Source organism: Methylobacterium sp. AC433 (genome assembly GCF_979253015.1).
The window spans coordinates 435,058-455,866 of the sequence record NZ_CEEDBN010000002.1 but is presented as its reverse complement, the minus strand read 5'-3'; the positions used below and the strand labels follow the sequence as shown (position 1 = coordinate 455,866).

At 70.6% G+C, this 20,809-nt stretch carries 18 protein-coding genes; 8 read left to right on the top strand and 10 right to left on the bottom strand.

Annotated elements, in window-relative coordinates:
- Positions 1–156 precede the first annotated feature (156 nt).
- Positions 157–1,413 (top strand): FAD-dependent monooxygenase, encoded by a 1,257-nt coding sequence (locus tag AC0IWM_RS05645; protein ID WP_471753451.1) that lies wholly within the window; start codon positions 157–159, stop codon positions 1,411–1,413.
- Positions 1,414–1,520: 107 nt separating this feature from the next.
- Here the strand turns inward: AC0IWM_RS05645 and ppa are convergent, their stop codons facing one another.
- The 3 genes from ppa to AC0IWM_RS05630 all read right to left on the bottom strand — a co-directional run bounded on the left by ppa (position 1,521) and on the right by AC0IWM_RS05630 (position 3,105).
- A complete protein-coding gene (gene ppa, locus AC0IWM_RS05640; protein WP_056467008.1) occupies positions 1,521–2,069 on the bottom strand; it encodes an inorganic diphosphatase in 549 nt (182 codons plus the stop codon).
- A 124-nt stretch (positions 2,070–2,193) separates the two neighbouring features.
- Positions 2,194–2,523, bottom strand: coding sequence for a hypothetical protein (locus AC0IWM_RS05635; protein ID WP_471753450.1), 330 nt, complete (start codon positions 2,521–2,523; stop codon positions 2,194–2,196).
- A gap of 75 nt (positions 2,524–2,598) precedes the next feature.
- Complete coding sequence (locus tag AC0IWM_RS05630; RefSeq protein ID WP_471753449.1) at positions 2,599–3,105, bottom strand: GNAT family N-acetyltransferase; 507 nt, start codon at positions 3,103–3,105, stop codon at positions 2,599–2,601.
- A gap of 215 nt (positions 3,106–3,320) precedes the next feature.
- Here AC0IWM_RS05630 and AC0IWM_RS05625 point away from each other — a divergent pair, with 215 nt between their 5' ends.
- Complete coding sequence (locus AC0IWM_RS05625; protein WP_471753448.1) at positions 3,321–4,046, top strand: fused DSP-PTPase phosphatase/NAD kinase-like protein; 726 nt, start codon at positions 3,321–3,323, stop codon at positions 4,044–4,046.
- Between the two features lie 85 nt (positions 4,047–4,131).
- Here AC0IWM_RS05625 and AC0IWM_RS05620 read toward each other — a convergent pair whose 3' ends face one another.
- From AC0IWM_RS05620 to AC0IWM_RS05600, 5 genes are all read right to left on the bottom strand, one after another.
- Positions 4,132–4,290 carry a hypothetical protein gene (locus AC0IWM_RS05620; protein ID WP_471753447.1) on the bottom strand — a complete coding sequence of 53 codons (159 nt, stop codon included), beginning with the start codon at positions 4,288–4,290 and terminating at the stop codon, positions 4,132–4,134.
- A 234-nt stretch (positions 4,291–4,524) separates the two neighbouring features.
- Positions 4,525–4,725 carry a hypothetical protein gene (locus tag AC0IWM_RS05615; protein WP_471753446.1) on the bottom strand — a complete coding sequence of 67 codons (201 nt, stop codon included), beginning with the start codon at positions 4,723–4,725 and terminating at the stop codon, positions 4,525–4,527.
- Between the two features lie 155 nt (positions 4,726–4,880).
- On the bottom strand, positions 4,881–6,167 hold the full coding sequence (gene oxlT / locus AC0IWM_RS05610) for an oxalate/formate MFS antiporter (protein WP_471753445.1): 1,287 nt from the start codon (positions 6,165–6,167) through the stop codon (positions 4,881–4,883).
- 310 nt (positions 6,168–6,477) lie between these two features.
- Positions 6,478–7,335 (bottom strand): prephenate dehydratase, encoded by an 858-nt coding sequence (locus AC0IWM_RS05605; RefSeq protein WP_471753444.1) that lies wholly within the window; start codon positions 7,333–7,335, stop codon positions 6,478–6,480.
- Positions 7,336–7,360: 25 nt separating this feature from the next.
- Entirely contained in the window at positions 7,361–8,104 is a 744-nt protein-coding gene (locus AC0IWM_RS05600; protein WP_056466985.1) for a 3-deoxy-manno-octulosonate cytidylyltransferase, read from the bottom strand.
- A gap of 325 nt (positions 8,105–8,429) precedes the next feature.
- Here AC0IWM_RS05600 and AC0IWM_RS05595 point away from each other — a divergent pair, with 325 nt between their 5' ends.
- The 6 genes from AC0IWM_RS05595 to AC0IWM_RS05570 all read left to right on the top strand — a co-directional run bounded on the left by AC0IWM_RS05595 (position 8,430) and on the right by AC0IWM_RS05570 (position 15,862).
- Positions 8,430–9,353: a c-type cytochrome gene (locus AC0IWM_RS05595; protein ID WP_471753443.1), complete on the top strand. Its 924-nt coding sequence runs from the start codon at positions 8,430–8,432 to the stop codon at positions 9,351–9,353.
- 222 nt (positions 9,354–9,575) lie between these two features.
- Entirely contained in the window at positions 9,576–11,459 is a 1,884-nt protein-coding gene (locus AC0IWM_RS05590) for an extracellular solute-binding protein (protein WP_471753522.1), read from the top strand.
- On the top strand, positions 11,456–13,315 hold the full coding sequence (locus AC0IWM_RS05585; protein ID WP_471753442.1) for an extracellular solute-binding protein: 1,860 nt from the start codon (positions 11,456–11,458) through the stop codon (positions 13,313–13,315). The genes AC0IWM_RS05590 and AC0IWM_RS05585 overlap by 4 nt, the downstream gene beginning before the upstream one ends.
- A 9-nt stretch (positions 13,316–13,324) precedes the next feature.
- The gene (locus AC0IWM_RS05580) at positions 13,325–14,428 is read left to right on the top strand and encodes a microcin C ABC transporter permease YejB (protein WP_056212538.1); all 1,104 of its coding nucleotides are present in this window, start codon (positions 13,325–13,327) and stop codon (positions 14,426–14,428) included.
- Positions 14,425–14,928 carry a GNAT family N-acetyltransferase gene (locus AC0IWM_RS05575; protein WP_471753441.1) on the top strand — a complete coding sequence of 168 codons (504 nt, stop codon included), beginning with the start codon at positions 14,425–14,427 and terminating at the stop codon, positions 14,926–14,928. Before AC0IWM_RS05580 ends, AC0IWM_RS05575 begins: the two co-directional genes overlap by 4 nt.
- A 43-nt stretch (positions 14,929–14,971) precedes the next feature.
- The gene (locus tag AC0IWM_RS05570) at positions 14,972–15,862 is read left to right on the top strand and encodes an alpha/beta fold hydrolase (protein WP_471753440.1); all 891 of its coding nucleotides are present in this window, start codon (positions 14,972–14,974) and stop codon (positions 15,860–15,862) included.
- 4 nt (positions 15,863–15,866) lie between these two features.
- On the opposite strand, the gene AC0IWM_RS05565 is transcribed toward AC0IWM_RS05570, so the two are convergent.
- Positions 15,867–17,951: a hypothetical protein gene (locus tag AC0IWM_RS05565; protein WP_471753439.1), complete on the bottom strand. Its 2,085-nt coding sequence runs from the start codon at positions 17,949–17,951 to the stop codon at positions 15,867–15,869.
- Between the two features lie 28 nt (positions 17,952–17,979).
- On the bottom strand, positions 17,980–20,799 hold the full coding sequence (locus AC0IWM_RS05560; RefSeq protein WP_471753438.1) for a DUF4159 domain-containing protein: 2,820 nt from the start codon (positions 20,797–20,799) through the stop codon (positions 17,980–17,982).
- Between the last annotated feature and the right edge of the window lie 10 nt (positions 20,800–20,809).

The following is a 20,809-nucleotide window of genomic DNA, read 5'->3' as shown; positions in this document are numbered from 1 at the left end:
CATCTCCCTGGCAAGGATCGCGACGGCATGGCGCCGGGCTTCCGCCGCGACCGCGCCCAGCGACGATGATGCGGTCCCGATCCGCGACGCCGCGCGTTGCTCCGGAGACCGGGGAATGGCACTCCCTTCCCGGCAGCGAGGAGGGCGGGGATCGGCATGGACGCAACGGAGACGCGCGGGAACCAGCGCAGCGTGGTCATCGCCGGTGCCGGCATTCCCGGCCTGACCCTCGCCCTGGCGCTGGCGCAGGCGAACGGCCCGGCCCTCACCGTCACCCTGTGCGATCCCGGCCTCGGCGCCGGTGCGTCGCGCCATGCCGGGCGGGCCTACGCGGTGGCGGCGGGCGGGCGGCGGATGTTCGAGCGCCTCGGCGTCTGGGAGGCCGCGTCCGCGGCCGCCCAGCCGATTCACGACATGGTCGTGAGCGACAGCCGCCTGGCCGACCCGGTGCGCCCGGTCTTCCTGACCTTCGCGCAGGAGGCGGAGGCCGGCGCGCCCTTCGCCCACATGGTCGAGGCGGAGCCCCTGGTGGCCGCGCTGCTCGCGGCGGCCGAAGCGGCCGGCGTGGTGTTCGATCCCACCGGCATCGTCGAAGCCCTGCCCGCCGGCGGCATCACCCGCCTCGCCCTCGGCGACGGACGCACGCGGCAGGCCGCCCTGCTGGTGGCGGCGGACGGGGCGCGCTCGCGCCTGCGCGAGGCCGCCAAGATCGGCTGGGTCGGCTGGTCCTATCCACAGATGGGGCTCGTCGCCACGATTGGGCACGAGCGCGACCATGCGGGTCGGGCCTACGAACACTTCCTGCCTGGCGGTCCCTTCGCGATCCTGCCCCTGGTGGATGGCGGCGCCCTCGGGCACCGCTCGTCCATCGTCTGGACGGAGCGGGCCGCCGACGTGCCGGCCCTGACCGGCGGCGGACCGGAGGAGACCCTGGCCGAGATCGAGCGCCGCTTCGGGCTCAATCTCGGGCGCCTGTCCCTGGAGCGGGGGCCGAGCGCCCATCCCCTCGCCTTCGGCATGGCCCGCAGCTTCCGGGGCGAACGCCTCGCGCTCCTGGGCGACGCCGCGCATGTCATCCACCCGATCGCCGGGCAGGGACTGAATCTCGGCCTCGCGGGCGCGGCGGTGCTGGCGGAGGCGGTCACCGACGCCCTCCGCCTCGGCCTCGACCCCGGCAGCCCGGACGTGCTGAAGCGCTACGAGCGCGCCCGCCGGTTCGACACCGTGGCCATGGGGGCGGTGACGGACGGGCTCAACCGCCTGTTCTCCAACGACGTGATGCCCCTGCGCCTCGCGCGCGATTTCGGCCTGGGCCTCGTCGACCGGCTGCCGGGCCTGAAGCGCCTCTTCATCGGCGAGGCGGCGGCGGCGCGTGGCCCGCAGCCCCGCCTGATGCGCGGCGAAGCCCTCTGAAACGCCCAACGGCGGCCCTTCCCGTCGAGGAAGGACCGCCGCCATCGAAGTCCATGTCCCGAAGGACGTGAATTCCATGTCCCGAAGGACGTGCCTGCCGGAGGCGTTTACTTCCCCTTGGCGGCCTTGCTGGCCTTCTCGCGCTCGATGCCCTCGAGGATCAGGCGGTGCGCCTCCTCCTTGCCGCCCCAGCGCTTGATCTTCACCCACTTGCCGGGCTCGAGATCCTTGTAGTGCTCGAAGAAGTGCTGGATCTGGTGGATCGTGATGTCGGGCAGGTCGGTGTAGTTCTCGATCCGGTCGTAGCGCATGGTCAGGTGGCGCGACGGCACGGCGATGATCTTCTCGTCCTCGCCGGAATTGTCCTCCATCACGAGGACGCCGATCGGGCGGGCGCTGATGATCGCGCCGGGGGCGATGGCGCGGGTATTGGCCACGAGCACGTCGCAGGGGTCGCCGTCACCCGAAAGGGTGTGCGGGATGAAGCCGTAATTGCCCGGATAATGCATCGCCGTATAGAGAAACCGGTCGACCACCAGGGCGCCGGCCTCCTTGTCCATCTCGTACTTGATCGGGTCGCCACCGATCGGCACCTCGATGATGACGTTCACGTCGTCAGGCGGATTCTTGCCAATCGAGACCGCGTCGATGATCATGTGTCTGCTCCCGCAAGCAGGGGCATTCCGGCCCCGTTGCCGGGTGTCTTAAGGCCCTTCCGCCGCGAAGGAAATCGTACCTTGCGGCGGGCGGCGACGTTTGCACGAAATTGTCGGGTCCGCCTCAGGGGCGGTCGGAGGAACCGAAGCGCCGGCGCCAAGCCGCGGCGAGGCGCGCGAAGGTCCGCTCGATCCAGCGGGCCGCGTGTTCCAGGGGGACCTTCAGGGCGGGCACGTCCTGGCTCAGGAGGGCGAGGCCGACCGGCAGCATCCACAGGCCGAGGACGGGCAGGATCGAGAAGACGCCGCCGAGGATGAAGAGGATCGCCGCCAGGAGGCGGATCCAGAATCGCGAGGGCTCGCGCAGCCACTCCAACGCCCTGCGCATGCGGTCCGGCAGCTTCGCGCTGAGGTCCGTGACCCGCCTGTCCCAATCCGCCGCCGTCACGCCCATCCGTGGTCCCGTCCGCAATGCCCCGAGGCCCGGCCTGCCGGACCGGACCGCGGAGCGGCTCGGACTCAAGCGAGGTCAGGTGAAGCGGAAACCAACCTTGGGCAGAACCGTTCCGGCGATCCGGTCGACGGCATGGCCGATCTCGGCGCCGCCGAGGCCCGCATAGAAGGTTCGCGCCCGCTCGTTCCCCTCCAGCGTCCAGACCCCGACCCGGGACAGCCCGTGGTCGGCGAGATCGTTGGAGACGGCCCGGAACAGGCGCCGACCGAGGCCGAGACCCTGATAGGCCGGGCGGATGTAGAGCTCGTCGATCTCGCCGGGCGCCTGGAGGATGCGGCCCCGCGCCGGTCCGTAGACCGCGTAGCCGACGATGCTGCTCTCCTGCTCGACCACCACGAGGGGGCGGGTGCGCTGGGTCGCGCCGAGCCACCATTGCGAGCTGCGCTGCGAGATCATCCGCTCCAGCGCGACCCCGGGGATGATTCCCCGATAGGCCTCACGCCAGGTCTCGTCGAACAGGTCCGACAAGGGGTCGGCGTCGGCCGGACGGGCGCGGCGGATGCTGGTGGTGCTCGTACGCATGACGGATCCCCGCGCTCGATGAAGACGATGGACGGTTCGCTATCGGTGTCGATCACCGCATCGGAGGTGACGATCCGGGCGAAGACAAGGCGACCTTCGGCAACGCAAGGCCGATGCCGGTTGCTCCCCGCACGCCAAAGCGTGTTTGCCGCGGCCGCCGCGCGCTGGTAGATCAGCACCCTCCCGATCCCCGCCCCACCGGTTCCGCCGCACCCGTGTTCAACCGCTTCCTCTCGTACGAGACCCGCTACGCCCGGCGCATGGCGCGGATCGCGCGCTTCGAGCGCCCGATCGCCGGCCCGGTCTCGCGGGCCAAGGCCTGGGCGAACATGCTGCTGGTGGATCACGGCGTGTTCCGCCTCGCCTACCTGAACCGGCACCGGATCGGCGCGGGCAAGCTCTGGCGCTCGGCCCAGCCGACGCCCCATCAGCTGGCCTGGTTCAAGCGCCAGGGGGTCCGAACCGTGATCTCCCTCCGGGGCGGGCGCGAGCACGGCTCGTGGCCCCTCCAGCGCGAGGCCTGCGAGCGCCAGGGCCTGACGCTCGTGGAATTCGTCCTGCGCTCGCGGGAGGCGCCCTCGCGCGAGACCATCCTGGCGGCCAAGGCGTTCTTCGACGGGGTCGAGTACCCGGCGATGATGCACTGCAAATCGGGCGCCGACCGCGCCGGGCTCGCGGCGGCGCTCTACCTCATCCTGCACGAGGGCCTGCCCGTCGCGGAGGCCATGGGCCAGCTCTCGGCCCGCTACGGCCATTTCCGGTTCGCCAAGACCGGGATCCTCGATGCGTTCTTCGCCCTCTACCGCCGGGACGGCGAGGCTCGGGGCATCGACTTCCTGACCTGGGTCGAGACCGAGTACGACCCCGAGGCGCTCAAGCGCTCGTTCCGCCCCGGCTTCTGGTCCGACCTCGTGGTGGACCGGATCATCAAGCGCGAATAGCCGGGCACGAAAAAACCCGCCGCGGCCGAGCCGGGCGGGTTTGTCCGAGACGACGTCCTGGGCGGGAGCGCCCGCCGGGATCGCCTCAGGCGGCGAGGCGGACCTTCGACGGGGCATTCTCGTTGCTGACGATGAAGCGGCCGGAATTGGAAAGCGGACCGTTCTTCGGGGTCAGGACGTTGGCGGCCACGAAGACCAGCGACACGTTCAGGGCGGCGGCGGCGACAACGAGGAGAGCGATCATCGGAGGTGTTCCAGGGCGGTTGCGTTGAGCCCTATATGGCACCGCACCATTTTCACTGGTATACCAAATTCTACACACCACTCATGCGGCGGATGCAAACCTCGACGCCCTGAGCGACCGATCCGGTGCCGAGCCCGACCTGACCGCATCTCTCGAATCGCAATCATGCACGGCTTGTTGGACAGGTGACTGCACATGATCGCCCCGAGCAGCCCAGCCTTCGCAGCGCACCAATCAGTTCATCGATAGACTTTCGATGTCGGTCGCGAAGGACGATACGTAACTGGGACTTTCACCGGTGAGGATGATCAGGGTCAGGATCAATCCGACCGCGCCGAGATACACCACGGCGAAGAGATCCCGGTCGTCTCGACCTGCCAGGACGATGCCGGCGAACGGAACCGTCTGAAGCGTGAGCACCGCCGCGATGTTCATGGACAACCTCGAAATCAGCCGGGCCGTTGAGTCGATCGATCGGCGCCGGTCCCGCTCGTCGGGTGGTTCGATTCCTGAGGCCGGCCCATCATGAGAGAGATCGACGGGCCAGCCGACAAGTTCCGATGGCGTGGGTCGCAGGTGCGGTTGCGGCCTCAGGCCGCCTGGACCGGCCGCGCCGCCACCGGAGCCGCCACGCTGTCATCGGTGAGGAAGCGCAGGCGCAGGGGCTTGAGCACGAACATCGCCAGGATCGCCGCCACGACGTTGAGCCCGATGATGATCGAGAACACCGCCGACCAGCCGTACTTGGCCGAGATGACGCTGGCGATCGGCACCAGGAACGAGGCCGTTCCCTTGGCGGTGTAGAGCAGGCCGGCATTGGTTGTGGCGAACTTCGAGCCGAAGGTGTCGCCGCAGGTCGCCGGGAACAGGGAGTAGATCTCGCCGAAGACGCCGAAATACACCGCCGTGGCGAAGACGAAGACCAGCGGATTGGTGCCGTAGGTCAGCAGGGTGATGATCGCCAGGGCGGCGATGGAGAAGGCGATGAACATCGTGTTCTCGCGCCCGATGTTGTCCGAGATGTAACCGAAGAACGGGCGCCCGAAGCCGTCGAAGATGCGGTCGAGGGAGATCGCGAAGGTGAGCGCCGCCATCTGCAGACCGAACAGGCTGACGGGGACGTCCGCGACCTTGAAGTCGTGGGCGATCGGCGCGATCTGCGCCGCCGCCATCAGGCCGCCCGAGGCCACCATGACGAAGATCACGTACATCAGCCAGAAGACGGGGGTGCGCACCACCTCGCGCGGCGTGCGGTCGACCTTGGCCTGGGGCAGACGAAGGGTCTTGCGCTGGACCGGCACCGCCAGGGACGGCTTGCGCAGGAAGAACGACAGCAGGACCACGATGGCACCCTGGCCGAGGCCGAAATACAGGAAGGCGTCCTGGTAGCCGCTGGTGGCGATCATCTTGGCGATCGGCACCACCGTGACGGCCGCACCGGCACCGAAGCCGGCCGCGGTGGCGCCGGCGGCGAGGCCGCGCCGGTGGGGGAACCACTTCAGGGCGTTGCCGACGCAGGTTCCGTAGACCGATCCGGCGCCGATGCCGCCGATGACGGCCGCCGCGTAGAGAAGAAAGAGGGAGTCGGCATGGGCGTTCAGGAACCACGCCAGGGCGATCATGATGCCGCCGAAGCAGACCACGATACGCGGGCCGTAGCGGTCGACGAACCAGGCCTCGACCGGGACCAGCCAGGTTTCGGTGGCGACGAAGATAGTGAACGCGAACTGGATCGCCGCACGACCCCAGTGAAACTTGGCATCGATCGGGTCGACGAAGAGCGTCCACCCGTACTGGAGATTGGCGATCATCGCCATGCACAGCACGCCGAAGGCGAGTTGCCACCATTTGGCGGACGGTGAGTCCTGACGTTCCATCCCGAATTCCTTCTTGATCGGATTGTTCGCACCGATGCCGCCAGCATGCACCAAAATTCGTTGTATGCAATATACCAGGGAATGAAATGTGGTTTGGGACGTGTGAGCCGGTGTCGGCGGGAGACCCGAGCCGACGCCGTGAATAATCGTGCAGGTTGTCGAGATGCGGCCCTACGCCCACGGCGCACCGACCCGCGCCCGGCGGATTCGGGCGGAGGCGGCATCGCAGGCGTCGGATCCGGCGCTCGGCGGCGCGGACGCTACTGGCGATGCCGTCGCCGCCGGGACGCGCCCGGCGGTGGGGCCCGCCCTACTCTGCCGCGATGCGGCTCGCCTCCCGGTAGGGATGGGCCGGGTAGGTGCCGATGATCCGCAATTCCCGCGAGAAGTAGCCGAGTTCGGCGAGCGCCCGGGCGAGGCCGGGCTCCTCCGGATGGCCGTCCACCTCGGCATAGAACTGGGTCGCGACGAACTGGCCGTCGACCATGTAGCTCTCGAGTTTCGACATGTTGACGCCGTTCGTGGCGAAGCCGCCCAGCGCCTTGTAGAGGGCAGCCGGGATGTTGCGGACCCGAAAGACGAAGCTGGTCACCAACGGACCGGTCTCGGGCGAGACCGGCTCGGGCTCGGGCGAGAACACCACGAAGCGGGTGGTGTTGTGGCTCTCGTCCTCGACGTCGCGCTCCAGGATGTCGAGGCCGTAGACCTCCGCGGCCAGGGCGGGGGCCAGGGCACCCCGGGTGGGATCGCCCGCCTCCGCCACCTCGCGGGCCGCGCCGGCGGTGTCGCCGGCGACGATCGGGCGGACGCCGAGGCGTCGGATGATCTTGCGGCACTGCCCGAGGGCGTGGACGTGACTGTGCACCGTCCGGATCTGTTCGACCGGGGTGCCGGGCAGGACCATCAGCTGGAAATGGATCGGCAGGAAGTGCTCGGCCACGATGTGCAGGCCCGAGGTCGGGATCAGGTGGTGGATGTCCGCCACCCGGCCCGCGATCGAGTTCTCGATCGGGATCATCGCTCGCGTGGCGCGGCCTTCCTTCACGGCCGCGAAGGCGTCCTCGAAGGTCGGGCACGGCAGCGGCGTCCAGTCCGGGTAGGCCTGGGCGCAGATGATGTGGGAGTTCGCGCCGGGCTCGCCCTGGTAGGAGACGATGTGCTGGGGCATGGCGGGCTGGTCTTTCCGAGGCGCTTCAGTTCAGGCGGCGGGCCGACAGGATGGCGCGGGCGCGCTCCAGGTCGGCGGGGGTGTCGACGCCCAGCGGCAGGTCGTCGACGACGATGGCGTCGATGCGCATCCCGGCCTCGAGCGCCCGGAGCTGCTCCAGCTTCTCGCGGGTCTCGAGTTCACCGGGAGGCAGGGCCATGAAGCGGGCCAGCGCCTTCCGGCGATAGGCGTAGAGGCCGATGTGATGGTAGAGCGGCCCCTCGCCCCAGGGCGCCTCGGCGCGGGTGAAGTAGAGCGCGCGCAGGCGGCGGGTGCCCACCGCGTGGCCGACCAGCTTGACCACGTTGGGGTCGCGCCGCTCCGACTCCTCGGTGATGACGGCGCAGAGGGTGGCGATGTCGACCGTGCGGTCGGCCAGGGGCAGGATCGCGGCGCCGATGATGCCCGGGTCGATGGTCGGCAGGTCGCCCTGGACGTTGACCACGACGTCGTGGTTGCCCTGCGGATCGATGATCTCCAGGGCCTCCGCCAGGCGATCCGAGCCGGAGGGATGATCGGCCCGCGTCAGCACCGCGAGGCCGCCGACGGCCTCGATCGTCTCGATGATGGCCGGCGTGTCCGTGGCCACCACGACCGGCCCGATGCCGGCCTCCACGGCCCGGCGCCAGACGTGCACGATCATCGGCTCCCCGGCGAGATCGGCCATCGGCTTGTTCGGCAGGCGGGTCGCGGCCATGCGCGCGGGAATGAGGACGATGGGATCGGACATCGGTCTGGGCCCTGCTCCGGCTGGGGCAGGTGCTTAACAGCGGCGCCACGGGTTGTCATGCGCGCCAGGGCGCGGCCTTGCCGGCTCGGGTCCCAGGCACTTGTCCGCCAGGCGGGAACCGGATCGGTCCGCTCGCGTCTGAAGAAGTGAGGGATGGCGGCGACACCCGCCGCTCTGCGACTACGCGAAGCGCGACGGGACCATTGTCAAGGTCGGGCTTCAGCGGCTAAGCACCCTCGACCGTTTCCAAAGTCCGGCACAGGTACGCGCTGGACTTCGCCCTGAATTCTCCCCCCTCAGGCCGGCCGCACCGGAGTTGTCGAGAATGGACTCTTTCGAGCTGAACAAGGTTGCGGGTGCCGCGCTCGGCGCGCTGCTGTTCGCCGTGGGGTCGGGCTTCGTCGCCGAGCTGATCTATCATCCCAAGCCCGCGGGCGATGCGGGCTATGCCCTGCCCGAGCCGCAGCCGAAGGCAGCCGGTGGCGCCGCCCCCGAGGCGAAGGCCGAGCCTCTGCCGATCCGTCTGGCCAGCGCCACCGTCGACAAGGGCCAGTCCGCGGCCAAGAAGTGCGCCTCCTGCCACAGCTTCGAGAAGGGCGGCCCGAACAAGGTCGGCCCGCATCTCTGGGGCGTCGTCGACCGCCAGCGCGCCCACGAGCCCGGCTTCGAGTACTCGGCCGCGCTGAAGGAGAAGGGCGGGACCTGGACCTACGACGAGCTCGACCACTTCCTGGCGAACCCGAAGGGCTACGTCCCCGGCACCAAGATGGCCTTCGCGGGCATCACCTCGCCGACCGAGCGGGCCGACGTCATCCTCTACCTGCGCAGCCTCGCCGACACCCCGCACCCGCTGCCGGCGGCGGAGAAGAAGGCCGAAGGCGACAAGCCGGCCGAGGCCCAGCCGGCCGCCGCCAAGGCCGGGGATGCCAAGCCCGCCGACGCCAAGCCCGCCGACGCCAAGCCGGCAGATGCCAAGCCCGCTGATGCCAAGCCCGAGCCCGACGCGAAGCCGGCGGCCGAAAAGCGTCGCGAGGAAACGCAGAAGCCGGCCAACGCATCGAAGCCGGCCGAGGACCAGAAGCCCGAGGTCGCCAACCCGGCCACGGCCGCCAAGCCCACCGTCGCGGGTGAAGAGGCGAACAAGCCGGCGTCGGTGAAGCCCACCGACGACACCCCGGTCCAGGCGGCTCCCGCCGCGCCGCCCGCCCCGGCCGCGACCAAGCCAGCCGAGAAGCCGGCCCAACAGTGAGCCAGACTTCCGGCGGGGACACAGTCCTTTCATGAACGAAGAAGGCCGGGCATCGCCCGGCCTTCTTCGTTTGTCGGGACCGAGGGCAGGCCTACGCGTTGAGGTTCCTGCGCGCACGCGCCCGCTTGGCGTTCGCGGCTGGTCCGTCCTAGAACACCCGCCTGCCGTCGCCGGTGCGGCGGCGGAACCGCGACCCCGGAATCCGGAGACCGCCTGCCCGTGATGCGAATTGCCCTGATCGGACGCCTCGTCGCCGCCCTCGCCTTCCTGGCCTGTGGCCTGCCCGCCCGGGCCGCCCCCGATCCGGAACCCGCCGCGCCGAAAGGCGCCTGGATGCCCGCGATCACGCTGATGGGCGCGCCGAAATACGGCCCCGACTTCAAGCATTTCGACTATGCCGACCCGAACGCGCCGAAGGGTGGCCTCGTGCGCCTCGGCGCCCAGGGCGGCTTCGACAACTTCAACTACGTGGTGTCTGGCCTGAAGGGCGATCTCGAGGGCGGGATCGTCCAGATCTACGATACCCTCATGACGGAATCGGCCGACGAGCCCTTCACCTCCTACGGCCTCCTCGCCGACGGCGTGCGCCTCGCCGACGACCTCTCGGCGGTGTCCTACCGCCTGCGCGAGGGCGCCCGCTGGCACGACGGCCGGCCGGTGACGCCCGAGGACGTGGTCTGGTCCTTCGATGTCCTGAAGGCGAACAGCCCATTCTACTCGGCCTATTACCAGACCGTGACCAAGGCCGCCGTCACGGGTCCGCGGGACGTGACCTTCACCTTCTCCGAGGCCGGCAACCGCGAACTTCCGCAGGTCCTCGGCCAGTTGCGCGTACTGCCCAAGCACTGGTGGACCGGCACGGACGCGCAGGGGCGTCCGCGCGACGTGACCCAGACCACCCTGGAGATCCCCCTCGGCTCGGGTCCCTACCGCCTGGCGAAGTTCGAGGCCGGGCGCAGCGCCACCTACGAGCGGGTGGCGGATTACTGGGGCAAGGATCTGCCGGCGAACGTCGGCCGCAACAACTTCGGCACGATGCGCAACGAGTATTTCCGCGATGCGACGGTGCTGATCGAGGCGCTGAAGGGCGACCTGTTCGACTTCCGGGCCGAGAACGTGGCGCGCAACTGGGCGACGGCCTACGACAATTTTCCCGCCGTGAAGGAGGGCCGCCTGATCAAGGAGGAGTTCCCCGATCGCGGCAACGGCAACATGCAGGCCTTCGTCCTCAACACCCGCCGGGCGAAGTTCGCCGATCCGCGCGTGCGCCGGGCCTTCAACCTGGCGATGAACTTCGAGGAGATGAACCGGTCGCTGTTCTTCGGCCTCTACAAGCGCATCGATTCCTATTATTTCGGCTCGGAGCTGGCCTCGTCCGGGCTGCCGCAGGGCGACGAGCTGGCGATCCTCGAAGCCGTGAAGGACAAGGTCCCTCCTTCCGTCTTCACCACGCCCTACACCAACCCCGTCAACGGCACGCCGGACGCGGTGCGCGCCAACCTGCGCGAGGCCGTCGGTCTCCTGAAGCAGGCCGGCTACGAGCTGCGCAACGGCCAGATGACCGACGTGAAGAGCGGCGAGCCCCTCACCGTCGAGTTCCTCGAATTCCAGAGCGTGTTCGAGCGGGTGGTGCTGCCCTACGCGGCGCAGTTGAAGCTCATCGGCATCAACAGCTCCCTGCGCGTCATCGACCAGGCCCAGTACCAGAACCGCCTGCGGGCCTTCGACTTCGACATCACCACGAGCTCGTGGCCGGAATCCCTCTCGCCGGGCAACGAGCAGCGCGAGTACTGGGGCTCGGCCTCGGCCGACAAGGCCGGCTCGCGCAACCTCATCGGCATCAAGGATCCGGCCATCGACGCCCTGATCGAGAAGGTGATCTTCGCCAAGGACCGCCCCGGCGTGCTGGCGGCGACGCACGCCCTCGACCGGGTGCTTCTGGCCCACGACTTCGTCGTGCCGCAATGGGGCTCGAACGTCTCGCGCACCCTGCGCTGGAACCGCTTCGGGCACCCGGAGACGCTGCCGAAATACGGCAGCTCGGGCTTCCCCACGACCTGGTGGTACGACGAGACCCTGGCCGCCAAGACCGGAGCGCCGCGTTGAGCGCCGGCCCGACCCGGCGCGCCGTCGTCGCCGGCGCCGGCGCTCTCGGTGCGACCCTGGTCCTGGCCGCCCCCGCCCGGGCGGCGGCCCGCAGCAGCCACGGCCTGTCGAGCTTCGGGGACCTGAAGTACCCGCCCGACTTCCCGAACTTCGACTACGTCAATCCGGATGCGCCGCGGGGCGGTCGCTTCTCGGCGCAGCTCGCCTCCACCCTGGGCAACCAGGCTTCCGACACCTTCAACACCCTGAACATCTACGTCCTGCGCGGCGACGGCGCCGCCGGCATGAACCTGACCTTCGACTCGCTGATGGTGCGCGCCCTCGACGAGCCGGACGCGCTCTACGGCCTCCTCGCCCGCTCGGTCGAGATCTCCGAGGATGGGCTGTCCTACCGCTTCGGCCTGCGGCCGCAGGCCCGCTTCCACGACGGCTCGCGCCTCACCGCCCACGACGTGGCGGCGTCGATGCGCCTCCTCAAGGAAAAGGGCCACACCGAGATCTCGCAGGTGATGCGCGACCTGACCGAGGCGGTGGCCGAGGACGACGCCACGGTGACCCTGCGCTTCGCGCCCGGCCGCAGCCGCGACCTGCCCCTCTTCGTGGCGAGCCTGCCGGTGTTCTCGGCCGCCTACTACGCCAAGCACGAATTCGAGGCCTCCTCCCTGGAGCCGCCCCTCGGCTCCGGTCCCTACCAGGTCGGGCGCCTGGAGGCGGGCCGCTTCATCGAGCTGGAGCGGGTGAAGGATTACTGGGGCGCCGAGCTGCCGGTGAATGTCGGCCAGAACAACTTCGACGCCATCCGGTACGAGTATTTCCGTGATCGCCAGGTGGCGTTCGAGGCCTTCAAGGGCGGCGCCTTCACCTTCCGCGAGGAGTTCACCGCGCGGGTCTGGGCCACGGGCTACGACTTCCCCGCCGTGCAGGAGGGCCGCGTCCGCAAGGAGGTGGTGCCCGATGCCCGTCCCTCCGGCACCCAGGGCTGGTGGATGAACACCCGGCGCGAGGCCTTCCGCGATCCCCGGTTGCGCGAGGCGATCGGCCTGTGCTTCGACTTCGACTGGTCGAACGCCAACCTGATGTACGGCGCCTATATCCGCACGGCCTCCTACTTCGAGAATTCGGACCTGAAGGCCATGGGCCGTCCCGCGCCGGAGGAGCTCGCCCTCCTCGACCCCATGCGCGGCGACCTGCCGGCGGAGGTCTTCGGCGAGGCCTGGAGCCCGCCGAGTTCCGACGGCTCGGGCCAGGACCGCGCCCTGCTCAGCCGCGCCGTGGCCCTGCTCCGCGAGGCCGGCTGCACCCGCGACGGCGGCGTCGTCCGGCTCCCCTCCGGCAAGCCGCTGGAGATCGAGTTCCTCGACAACGACCCGGTGTTCCAGCCGGTGACGCAGCCCTTCATCCGCAACCTTGGGCTGATCGGCATCCGCGCCAGCATCCGGCTGGTCGATCCCTCGCAGTACCAGGCCCGGGTCAAGGACTTCGACTTCGACCTCACCGCCCGCCGCTTCGGCAGCGGCCTCACGCCCGGCCCGGAACTGCGCGAGGCCTACGGCTCCCGCAGCGCCGGCACGCCCGGCTCGAACAACCTCGCGGGCATCGCGAGCCCCGCCATCGACGCGCTGATCGAGAAGGTGACCGAGGCCACGTCCCGCACCGACATGGTCCACGCGGCGCGCGCCCTCGACCGGGTCCTGCGGGCCGGCCGCTACTGGGTGCCCATGTGGTACAAGGCCGATCACCGGCTGGCCCTCTGGGACGTCTATGGCCGCCCGGCCAGGGGGCCGACCTACGATCTCGGTGTGCCGAGCGTCTGGTGGTACGATGCCGCCAAGGCGCGGCGCATCGGCCGAACCTGAGGGACACCCGTGCTCGGCTATATCCTGCGCCGCATCGCGCTCATGGTCCCGACGATCTTCGGGATCATGCTGATCACCTTCGTCATCGTGCAGTTCGCCCCCGGCGGCCCCGTGGAACGGGTGCTGGCGCAGCTCCAGGGCCAGAACGAGGGCAGCCTGTCGCGGGTGACCGGCGGGGCCGGCGACCTCGGCGGCGCCGCACGCAGCGGAGGCGGCGGGGAGGCCAATGCCCGCTACCGCGGAGCGCAGGGCCTCGACCCCGCCTTCATCAAGAAGCTCGAGCAGCAGTTCGGCTTCGACAAGCCGGCCCCCGAGCGCTTCGCCAAGATGATCTGGGACTACGTCCGGTTCGATTTCGGCAACAGCTATTTTCGCGACGTTTCCGTCCTGCAGTTGATCCGCGAGCGGCTGCCGGTGTCGATCTCGCTCGGCCTCTGGATGACGCTGATCTCCTACGCGATCTCGATTCCGCTGGGCATCCGCAAGGCGGTGCATGACGGCTCGCGCTTCGATCTCTGGACCTCGACCGTGGTCATCATCGGCTACGCGATCCCGAGCTTCCTGTTCGGCATCGCGCTGATCATCCTGTTCGCCGGCGGCTCCTTCGTGCAGATCTTCCCGATCCGGGGCCTGACCAGCGAGAACTTCGAATCCCTCAGCCTCTGGGGCAAGGTCGTCGACTATGCCTGGCACATGACCCTGCCGCTGGCGGCCCTGGTCCTCGGCGCCTTCGCGACCTCGACGCTGCTGACGAAGAATTCCTTCCTCGACGAGATCCGCAAGCAATACGTGCTCACGGCCCGGATGAAGGGCCTCTCCGAGCGCCGGGTGCTCTACGGCCACGTCTTCCGCAACGCCATGCTGATCGTCATCGCGGGCTTTCCGGCGGCCTTCATCTCGGCCTTCTTCACCGGATCGCTGCTGATCGAGACGATCTTTTCCCTCGATGGGCTCGGGCTCCTGTCCTTCACCTCCATCGTCGGGCGCGACTACCCCGTGGTGTTCGCGACCCTGTACATCTTCTCCCTGCTCGGGCTGGCGGTGAACCTGCTCTCCGACCTGATCTACACCTGGATCGACCCGCGCATCGACTTCTCGGCCCGGGCGACGTGACCGCCCTTCCCCTGGTCATCCGCCACGAGCACGCGGGCGATGCCGAGGCCATCGAGCGGCTCCATGCCCGCGCCTTCGGCCCGGGCCGCTTCGCCCGCACCGCCTATCGCCTGCGCGAGGGCACGGTGCCGGTGGCCGAGCTCTGCTTCACCGCCCTGGTGGCGACCTACCTCGTGGGGTCGGTGCGGGTGGGGCCGGCCGAGGCCGGCGGACCGCTGCTGGTGCTCGGACCGCTCACCGTCGATCCGAGCTTCGAGGGCCGCGGCATCGGCGCCGCCCTGATGACGGCCTGCCTCGACGCGGCGGCCGCCGCCGGCCACGGCCTCGTCATCCTCATCGGGGACGCGCCCTATTACGGGCGCTTCGGCTTCTCGCCGATCCCGCCCGGGCGCCTCGTGCCGCCCTCCCCCGTCGATCCGGCCCGCTTCCTCTGGCGCGAGTTGAAGGCCGGCGCGGCCGCGACGGTCTCGGGGAACGTCACCGCCCTGCGCCGGCGTTGAACCGCCGGAGGCGCCGATCGGGCGCCGGCAGGGACCAAACCCGATGGACGATTCGGCGATCCGGCACGACACGATCACGGCCAATGGCGTCGCGCTCCACGTGGCGCGGCTCGGGCGCGGCCGCCCCCTGGTGCTGCTGCACGGCTGGCCGGAATTCTGGCTGACCTGGGAGCCGGTGATGCGGCGCCTCGCCGACCGCTTCGAACTGATCGCACCGGACCTGCGCGGCTTCGGCGCCAGCGAGAAGCCCGACCTTCGGCCCTCCGACGCCGCCGGCGCCGACGTCCATGCCGCCGACGTCGTCGCACTGCTGGATGCCCTCGGCCTGGCCCGGGTCGGCATCGTCGGCCACGATGTCGGAGCCTACGTGCTCCAAGTCCTCGGGCGGACGGTACCGGAGCGGTTGAGCGGGCTCTTCGCCTTCGACTGCCCCTATCCGGGCATCGGCCCGCGCCTCGCCGCCCCCGAGATGCTGGCCGAGATCTGGTACCAATCCTACCACGTCAAGCCGTTCGCGGCGGCGCAGGTCGGCGCCTCGCGCGAGGGCTGCCGGCTCTATATCGGCCACTTCCTGCGCCACTGGGCCGGCGACAACCCGGCCGCCTTCGACGACGCGCTGGAGGCCTTCGTCGACAACTTCCTGGCTCCGGGCAACCTGCAGGGCGGCTTCAACTGGTATGTCAGCGCGCAGGCCGGACGTCTCGCCATGATCCGGGGCGAGGCCCCGCGCCTGCCGCCGGTCACCGTCCCGACCTGCATCCGCTGGGGCGATTCCGACCCGCTGTTCCCCTTCGCCTGGACCGACCGCCTCGGCGAGACCTTCTCGGATCTCGACCTCGCCGAACTGAAGGGCGTCGGCCACTTCCCGCATCGGGAGGATCCGGATCGGGCAGCCGCCGAGATCGCGCGGTTCTTCGAGCGGCTTCCGGGATGAGCCCTCAGGCCGCCCGGCCGCGTCGCCCTTCGACGAGCCACATCGCCAGCACGGCGGCCGCCAGGGCAGCCAGAGCCCACAGGCCGAGGGCCAGGGGATAGACCTCGACGCCGCGGATGTTCGCGCTGTCGCTCGGGCGGAAGCCGATCCAGTCGGCGCCGGCGAGTCGGCCGCTGCGCACGGATTGGAGGCGCGGCACCACGGTGCCGCCGCCGGCCTCGGCGACCCGACGGATGGAGCCGCCGGTGCCCTCGGCCAGGGCCTTCAGGCGCTCGGTGTCGCTGAAGACGTCGGCGAGTTCGCGCGGGTTCGGCGGACCGACGCTGACGAAGGCGACGAGGCTGCCCGAGCGCAGGGTGTGCAGGCCGAGTTCGGTCGCCTCGAAGGTCGCCGCGAACAGGCCCGGCTCGCCCTGCACGAGGGTCAGGGTTCGCTGGCTGCCGGTGGGACCCGTGACGGTGACGGGCTCCACCGTGTCGGCCATTGTCTGGCGCTCGACGCGGACCTCGCGGCCATGACCGGTGGTCTGAGCCCGCAGGGCCTCCTCCTCCAGGGCCGGCTCCTTCATGAGCCAGTGCCCGAGCCGGCGCAGCAGGTCGAGATAGGGGCCGCCCTCCTGGTAGCCGCGGGCCCAGAGCCAGGCGTGATCGGACAGCAGCAAAGCCACCCGGCCCTTCTCCTCGCGCGACAGGGCGAGCAGCGGCAGGGCGTTCGGCCCCTGCAGGATCGGCTGGATGCCGGGCTTCACCTGAGCGGAGACGATGCGCAGCCAGTCGCCCCAGGCCGGGGGCGAGGCCTCGGACCCGGGCAGCGCCCGGGTGACGGGGTGGCGGTTGCCGACGCCCGTGAGGGCCGCCTTGTAGGGCTGCTCGACCACGCGCCCATTGGGCTCGCCGGGCAGGATCGCGGCCAGGCGCGTGCGCGACAGGCTGGTGGGCGAGGCGAATTCGGGGCCGGCCGCGATCAGCAGGGCGCCGCCCTCGCGGACGTAGCGGACGATGTTGTCGAAATAGGCCGAGGGCAGCACGCTCTGGTTGGCGTAGCGGTCGAAGATGATCAGGTCGAAATCCTTGATCTTCTGGACGAACAGCTCGCGCGTCGGGAAGGCGATCAGGGAGAGTTCGGAGATCGGCGTGCCGTCCTGCTTCTCCGGCGGGCGCAGGATGGTGAAGTGGACGAGGTCGACGTTGGCATCGGACTTCAGGAGGTTGCGCCAGGTCCGCTCGCCCTGGTGCGGCTCGCCCGAAACCAGGAGCACCCGCAGCTTCTCGCGGATCCCCTCGATGGGCAGGACCGCGCGGTTGTTGATGGTGGTGAGTTCGCCCGGCAGAGGCTCCACCTCGATCTCGACCACGTTCGGGCCGCCGTGCTCGATCCGCATGGTCAGGGAGAAGGGCTGCCCTGTCGGGAAGGTCCGGCGGCCGACCTCCTCGCCGTCGCGGCGCACGGTGACGGTGGCGCTGCCCGTGCCGCCGCGCTCCATCACCTCGGCCCGGATGGTGAGGTCGCGCCCGACGATGCCGAAGCGCGGCGCCTCGATGAGCTTGATCTGCCGGTCGCGCTCGTCCGGATGGCCGGTGACCAGGACGTGGAGCGGGCCCTTCAGCCCCAGGGCCGCCACCGAGGCCGGGATGTCGTGCACGACGCCGTCGGTCAGCATGACGACGCCCGCCAGCCGCTCGGCCGGCACGTCGGCCAGCGCCTGCGACAGGGCGGTGAACAGCCGGGTGCCCTCGTCGCCCTCCTTGGCGTCGGGCACGTCGATGAAGCGCGGCTCGATGTTGGTCAGGGCTCCGAAGCGGCGCTGCAGCTCGGCGCGGACGGCGTCGGTCATGGCCGGACGGTCGCCGAGCGCCTGCGAGCCCGAGCGGTCGACCACGATCGCGGCGATGTCCTTCACCGGCTCGCGGTCCTCGCGCACCAGGGACGGATTCGCGATCGCCAGGAGGACCAGGGCCAGGGCGAGCGCCCGGAGGATCGCGGTGCCCCCCCTTGCAAGGAAGGCCAACCCGGCGAAGACCGCGACGAGGATTCCGAGGCCGATCAGCACCGGCCAGGGCACCAGGGGGGTGAAGCTGAGGCTCAGCATGGGCGCGGGGCCTCCGGTGCAGGGTACGTCACTGGCCCAACCGCTCCAGCAGTGCCGGAACGTGGACCTGATCGGCCTTGTAGTTGCCGGTGAGCGTGTAGATCACGAAGTTGATGCCGCCGCGGAAAGCCATCTCGCGCTGACGCTGGTCGCCGCCGACGATGGGGTAGAGGGGCTCGCCGCGCTTGCCCACGGCCCAGGCGGCGGCGAGGTCGTTGCTGGTGATGACGATGGGCGAGACGCCGTCGCCGGCCCGGGCCGGACGGCGCTCGGAGCCCTCCCCGGCCGGCGGCAGGGTCTCGACCCAGGTCTGGCCGGTGGCGTAGCGGCCGGGGAAGTTGTCGACGAGGTAGAAGGCCTTTGTCAGCACGTGGTCCGGCGGCACCGGCTCGAGCTCGGGCACCTCCAGGGTCGCCAGCATCTTGCGCAGATAGGCCCCCTCGGGCGTCGGCGGACCGCCCGGCCGCGCAGTTAGCGCGTCGCGGGTGTCGAAGATCACGGTGCCGCCGTTGCGCATGAAGGCGTCGATGCGCCGGATCGCGGTCTCGCTCGGCTGCGGCCGCCCGGCGACGATGGGCCAGTAGATCAGCGGATAGAAGGCGAGCTCGTCCTTGGCGGGGTCGATCCCGATCGGGTCGCCGGGCTCCAGGGCGGTGCGGCTCGCCAGCATCTGGGTTAGGCCGGAGAGGCCGGCCCGGCTCGCGGTGTCCGCCGCCTCGTCGCCGGTCACCACGTAGGCGAGCCGGGTCGCCAGCGCCGAGTCGAAGGCGCCCGCACGGGCCGGGGCGGCCGATTGGGCCTGCACCGGCTGGGGTGCGCCGACCAGGGCACCAAGGGCGAGGCCGGCCAGGAGGATCGCGGCAGGGCGCGAAACGAAGCCCCGGGCGCGCCGGAGGAAGCCGCCGAGCCAGAGGCCCGCGAGGGTGTCGAGGATGAGGAGCATCAGGGCCAGGGTGAAGAGGGTGGCTCGCAGGTCGAGGGTCTCGGCACCGGCGAGCGACCCGAGGCGGGCACCGGACAGGGCCGCGAAGTCGAGGGGCTTCAGACGGTCGGTCACCCCGAGGGCGTTGACCGCGATGCCGCCATCGGCCGGTCCGTAGAAGCCCGGCGGGTGCTCCAGGGTGGCACGGTCGCCGGTATCGGCGGAGACCGCGGTGGCACCGGCCGGCGGCGCTCCGAGGGCGCCGAACCCGTCCAGGGTGAGGCGCGGCGCGAGCACGGCGGTCGGCCGTGCGGCGGCATCGCCCGCCGGCAGGGTCTTGGCGCCGGCGAGGTTCACCACCCGGCGCAGCATGTCGATGAACAGGCCCGACAGGGGCAGGTTCGACCAGGTGGTGTCCGCCGTGACGTGGAAGAGCACGACGAGGCCCTGGCCGCGCTTCTGCGCCGTGACGATGGGAGTCCCGTCCTGGAGCGACGCCCAGGTCCGGCCCGGCAGGTCGCCGTCGGGCTCGGCCAGGATCTGCCGGCGCACGCCGATATCGGCGGGGGGCGTCAGTCCGGCGAAGGGGCTCTCGGGAGCGAAGGGGGCCAGGGTCCTGGGGCTGTCCCAGGAGAGGGTGCCGCCCAGGGTGCGCCCGCCGCGGCGCAGGCGCACCGGCACCAGGGGATCGTTGCCGGCGGCGAGGCGTGGTCCGGCGAAGCGCAGCAGGAGGCCGCCCTCGTCGACGAACTGCTCGACGCGCGCGAGGGTCGGCCCGTCGAGGGCGCCGACATCGGCCAGCACGAGGACGGAGACCTGGTTGTCGAGGAGCTGCGTGATCGAGTCCGCGATGCCCTTGGCGCCGCGCGGCTCCTGCACGTCGGCATAGGGGCTAAGGGCGCGCGAGAGATAGTAGGTGGGCGCCAGCAGCGGCTGGGCCTGATCGCTGGTTCCGCCGAAGACGAGGCCGACGCGGCGGCGCTTGCCGCGCTCGTCGACCAGGGTCACGGCACCGGCCGAGCGCTCGGCCGCGACTTCGATCCGGCTGATGCTGTTGCGCAGTTCCACCGGCAGGTCGAAGCCAACCTCGGTCTCGGTGGCGTCGGGCGCGAAGGTGAAGGCGTGCTCGGACAGAGGCAGGCCCTTCTGGTCGACGGCGCGCACGAGACCGGTGTCGCGACCGTTCGGTGCCGCCCGCAGGACATGCGCTGTGAGCTGGCCGCTGGCCTCCGCGGCCGAGAGCGCGAGCGCCGGCGGCCGGTCGGCCTTCAGGATGGTGAGCGAGGCCCCGGTCCGGCCGACGAGGTCGGCGAGGCTCTTGCCGAAAGCGTCCTCGCCCGGTCCCGCGACGCCGTCGCTGATCCACAGGATCGCCGTGCTCGGGCTGCGCTCGAGAAAGGCGGCGAGCGTCGGCAGGTGCGCGGCGCGGTCGGCGAGATGGGGACGCGGGGCGATCGCCCGCAGGCGCTCCAGGGCCGCGGCCGGAACCTTGGATTCGAGGGCGGCCGCCGGCTCGGCCAGGGCGGTCACCGCCACGGGCCGGCCGTCGCGGGCGGCGCCCTCGATCGCGTCGGTGGCGACCCGCAGACGGTCGCGCCAGTCGTGGGCGGCGGTGAAGCCGTTGTCGAGGACGACGAGGAGCGGGGTGCGCCCGGTCACGGCGCCGGTTCCGGAGGGATTCCAGACCGGGCCGGACACCGCCAGGATCAGACAGGCGGCGGCGAGAATCCGCAGGATCAGCAGCCAGGGGGGCGTCCGCGCCGGCGTCTCGCGCTTGCCCAGCAGGTCGGCCATGATCCGCAGGGGCGGAAAGTCGATGCGGCGCGGGCGCGGCGGGGTCACCCGCAGCAGGAACCACAGGGCCGGCAGGGCGACGAGCGCGGCGAGAGCCAGAGGCGCGGCGAAGGTGAGGGGCAGTCCGAGCATGCGGCGATCC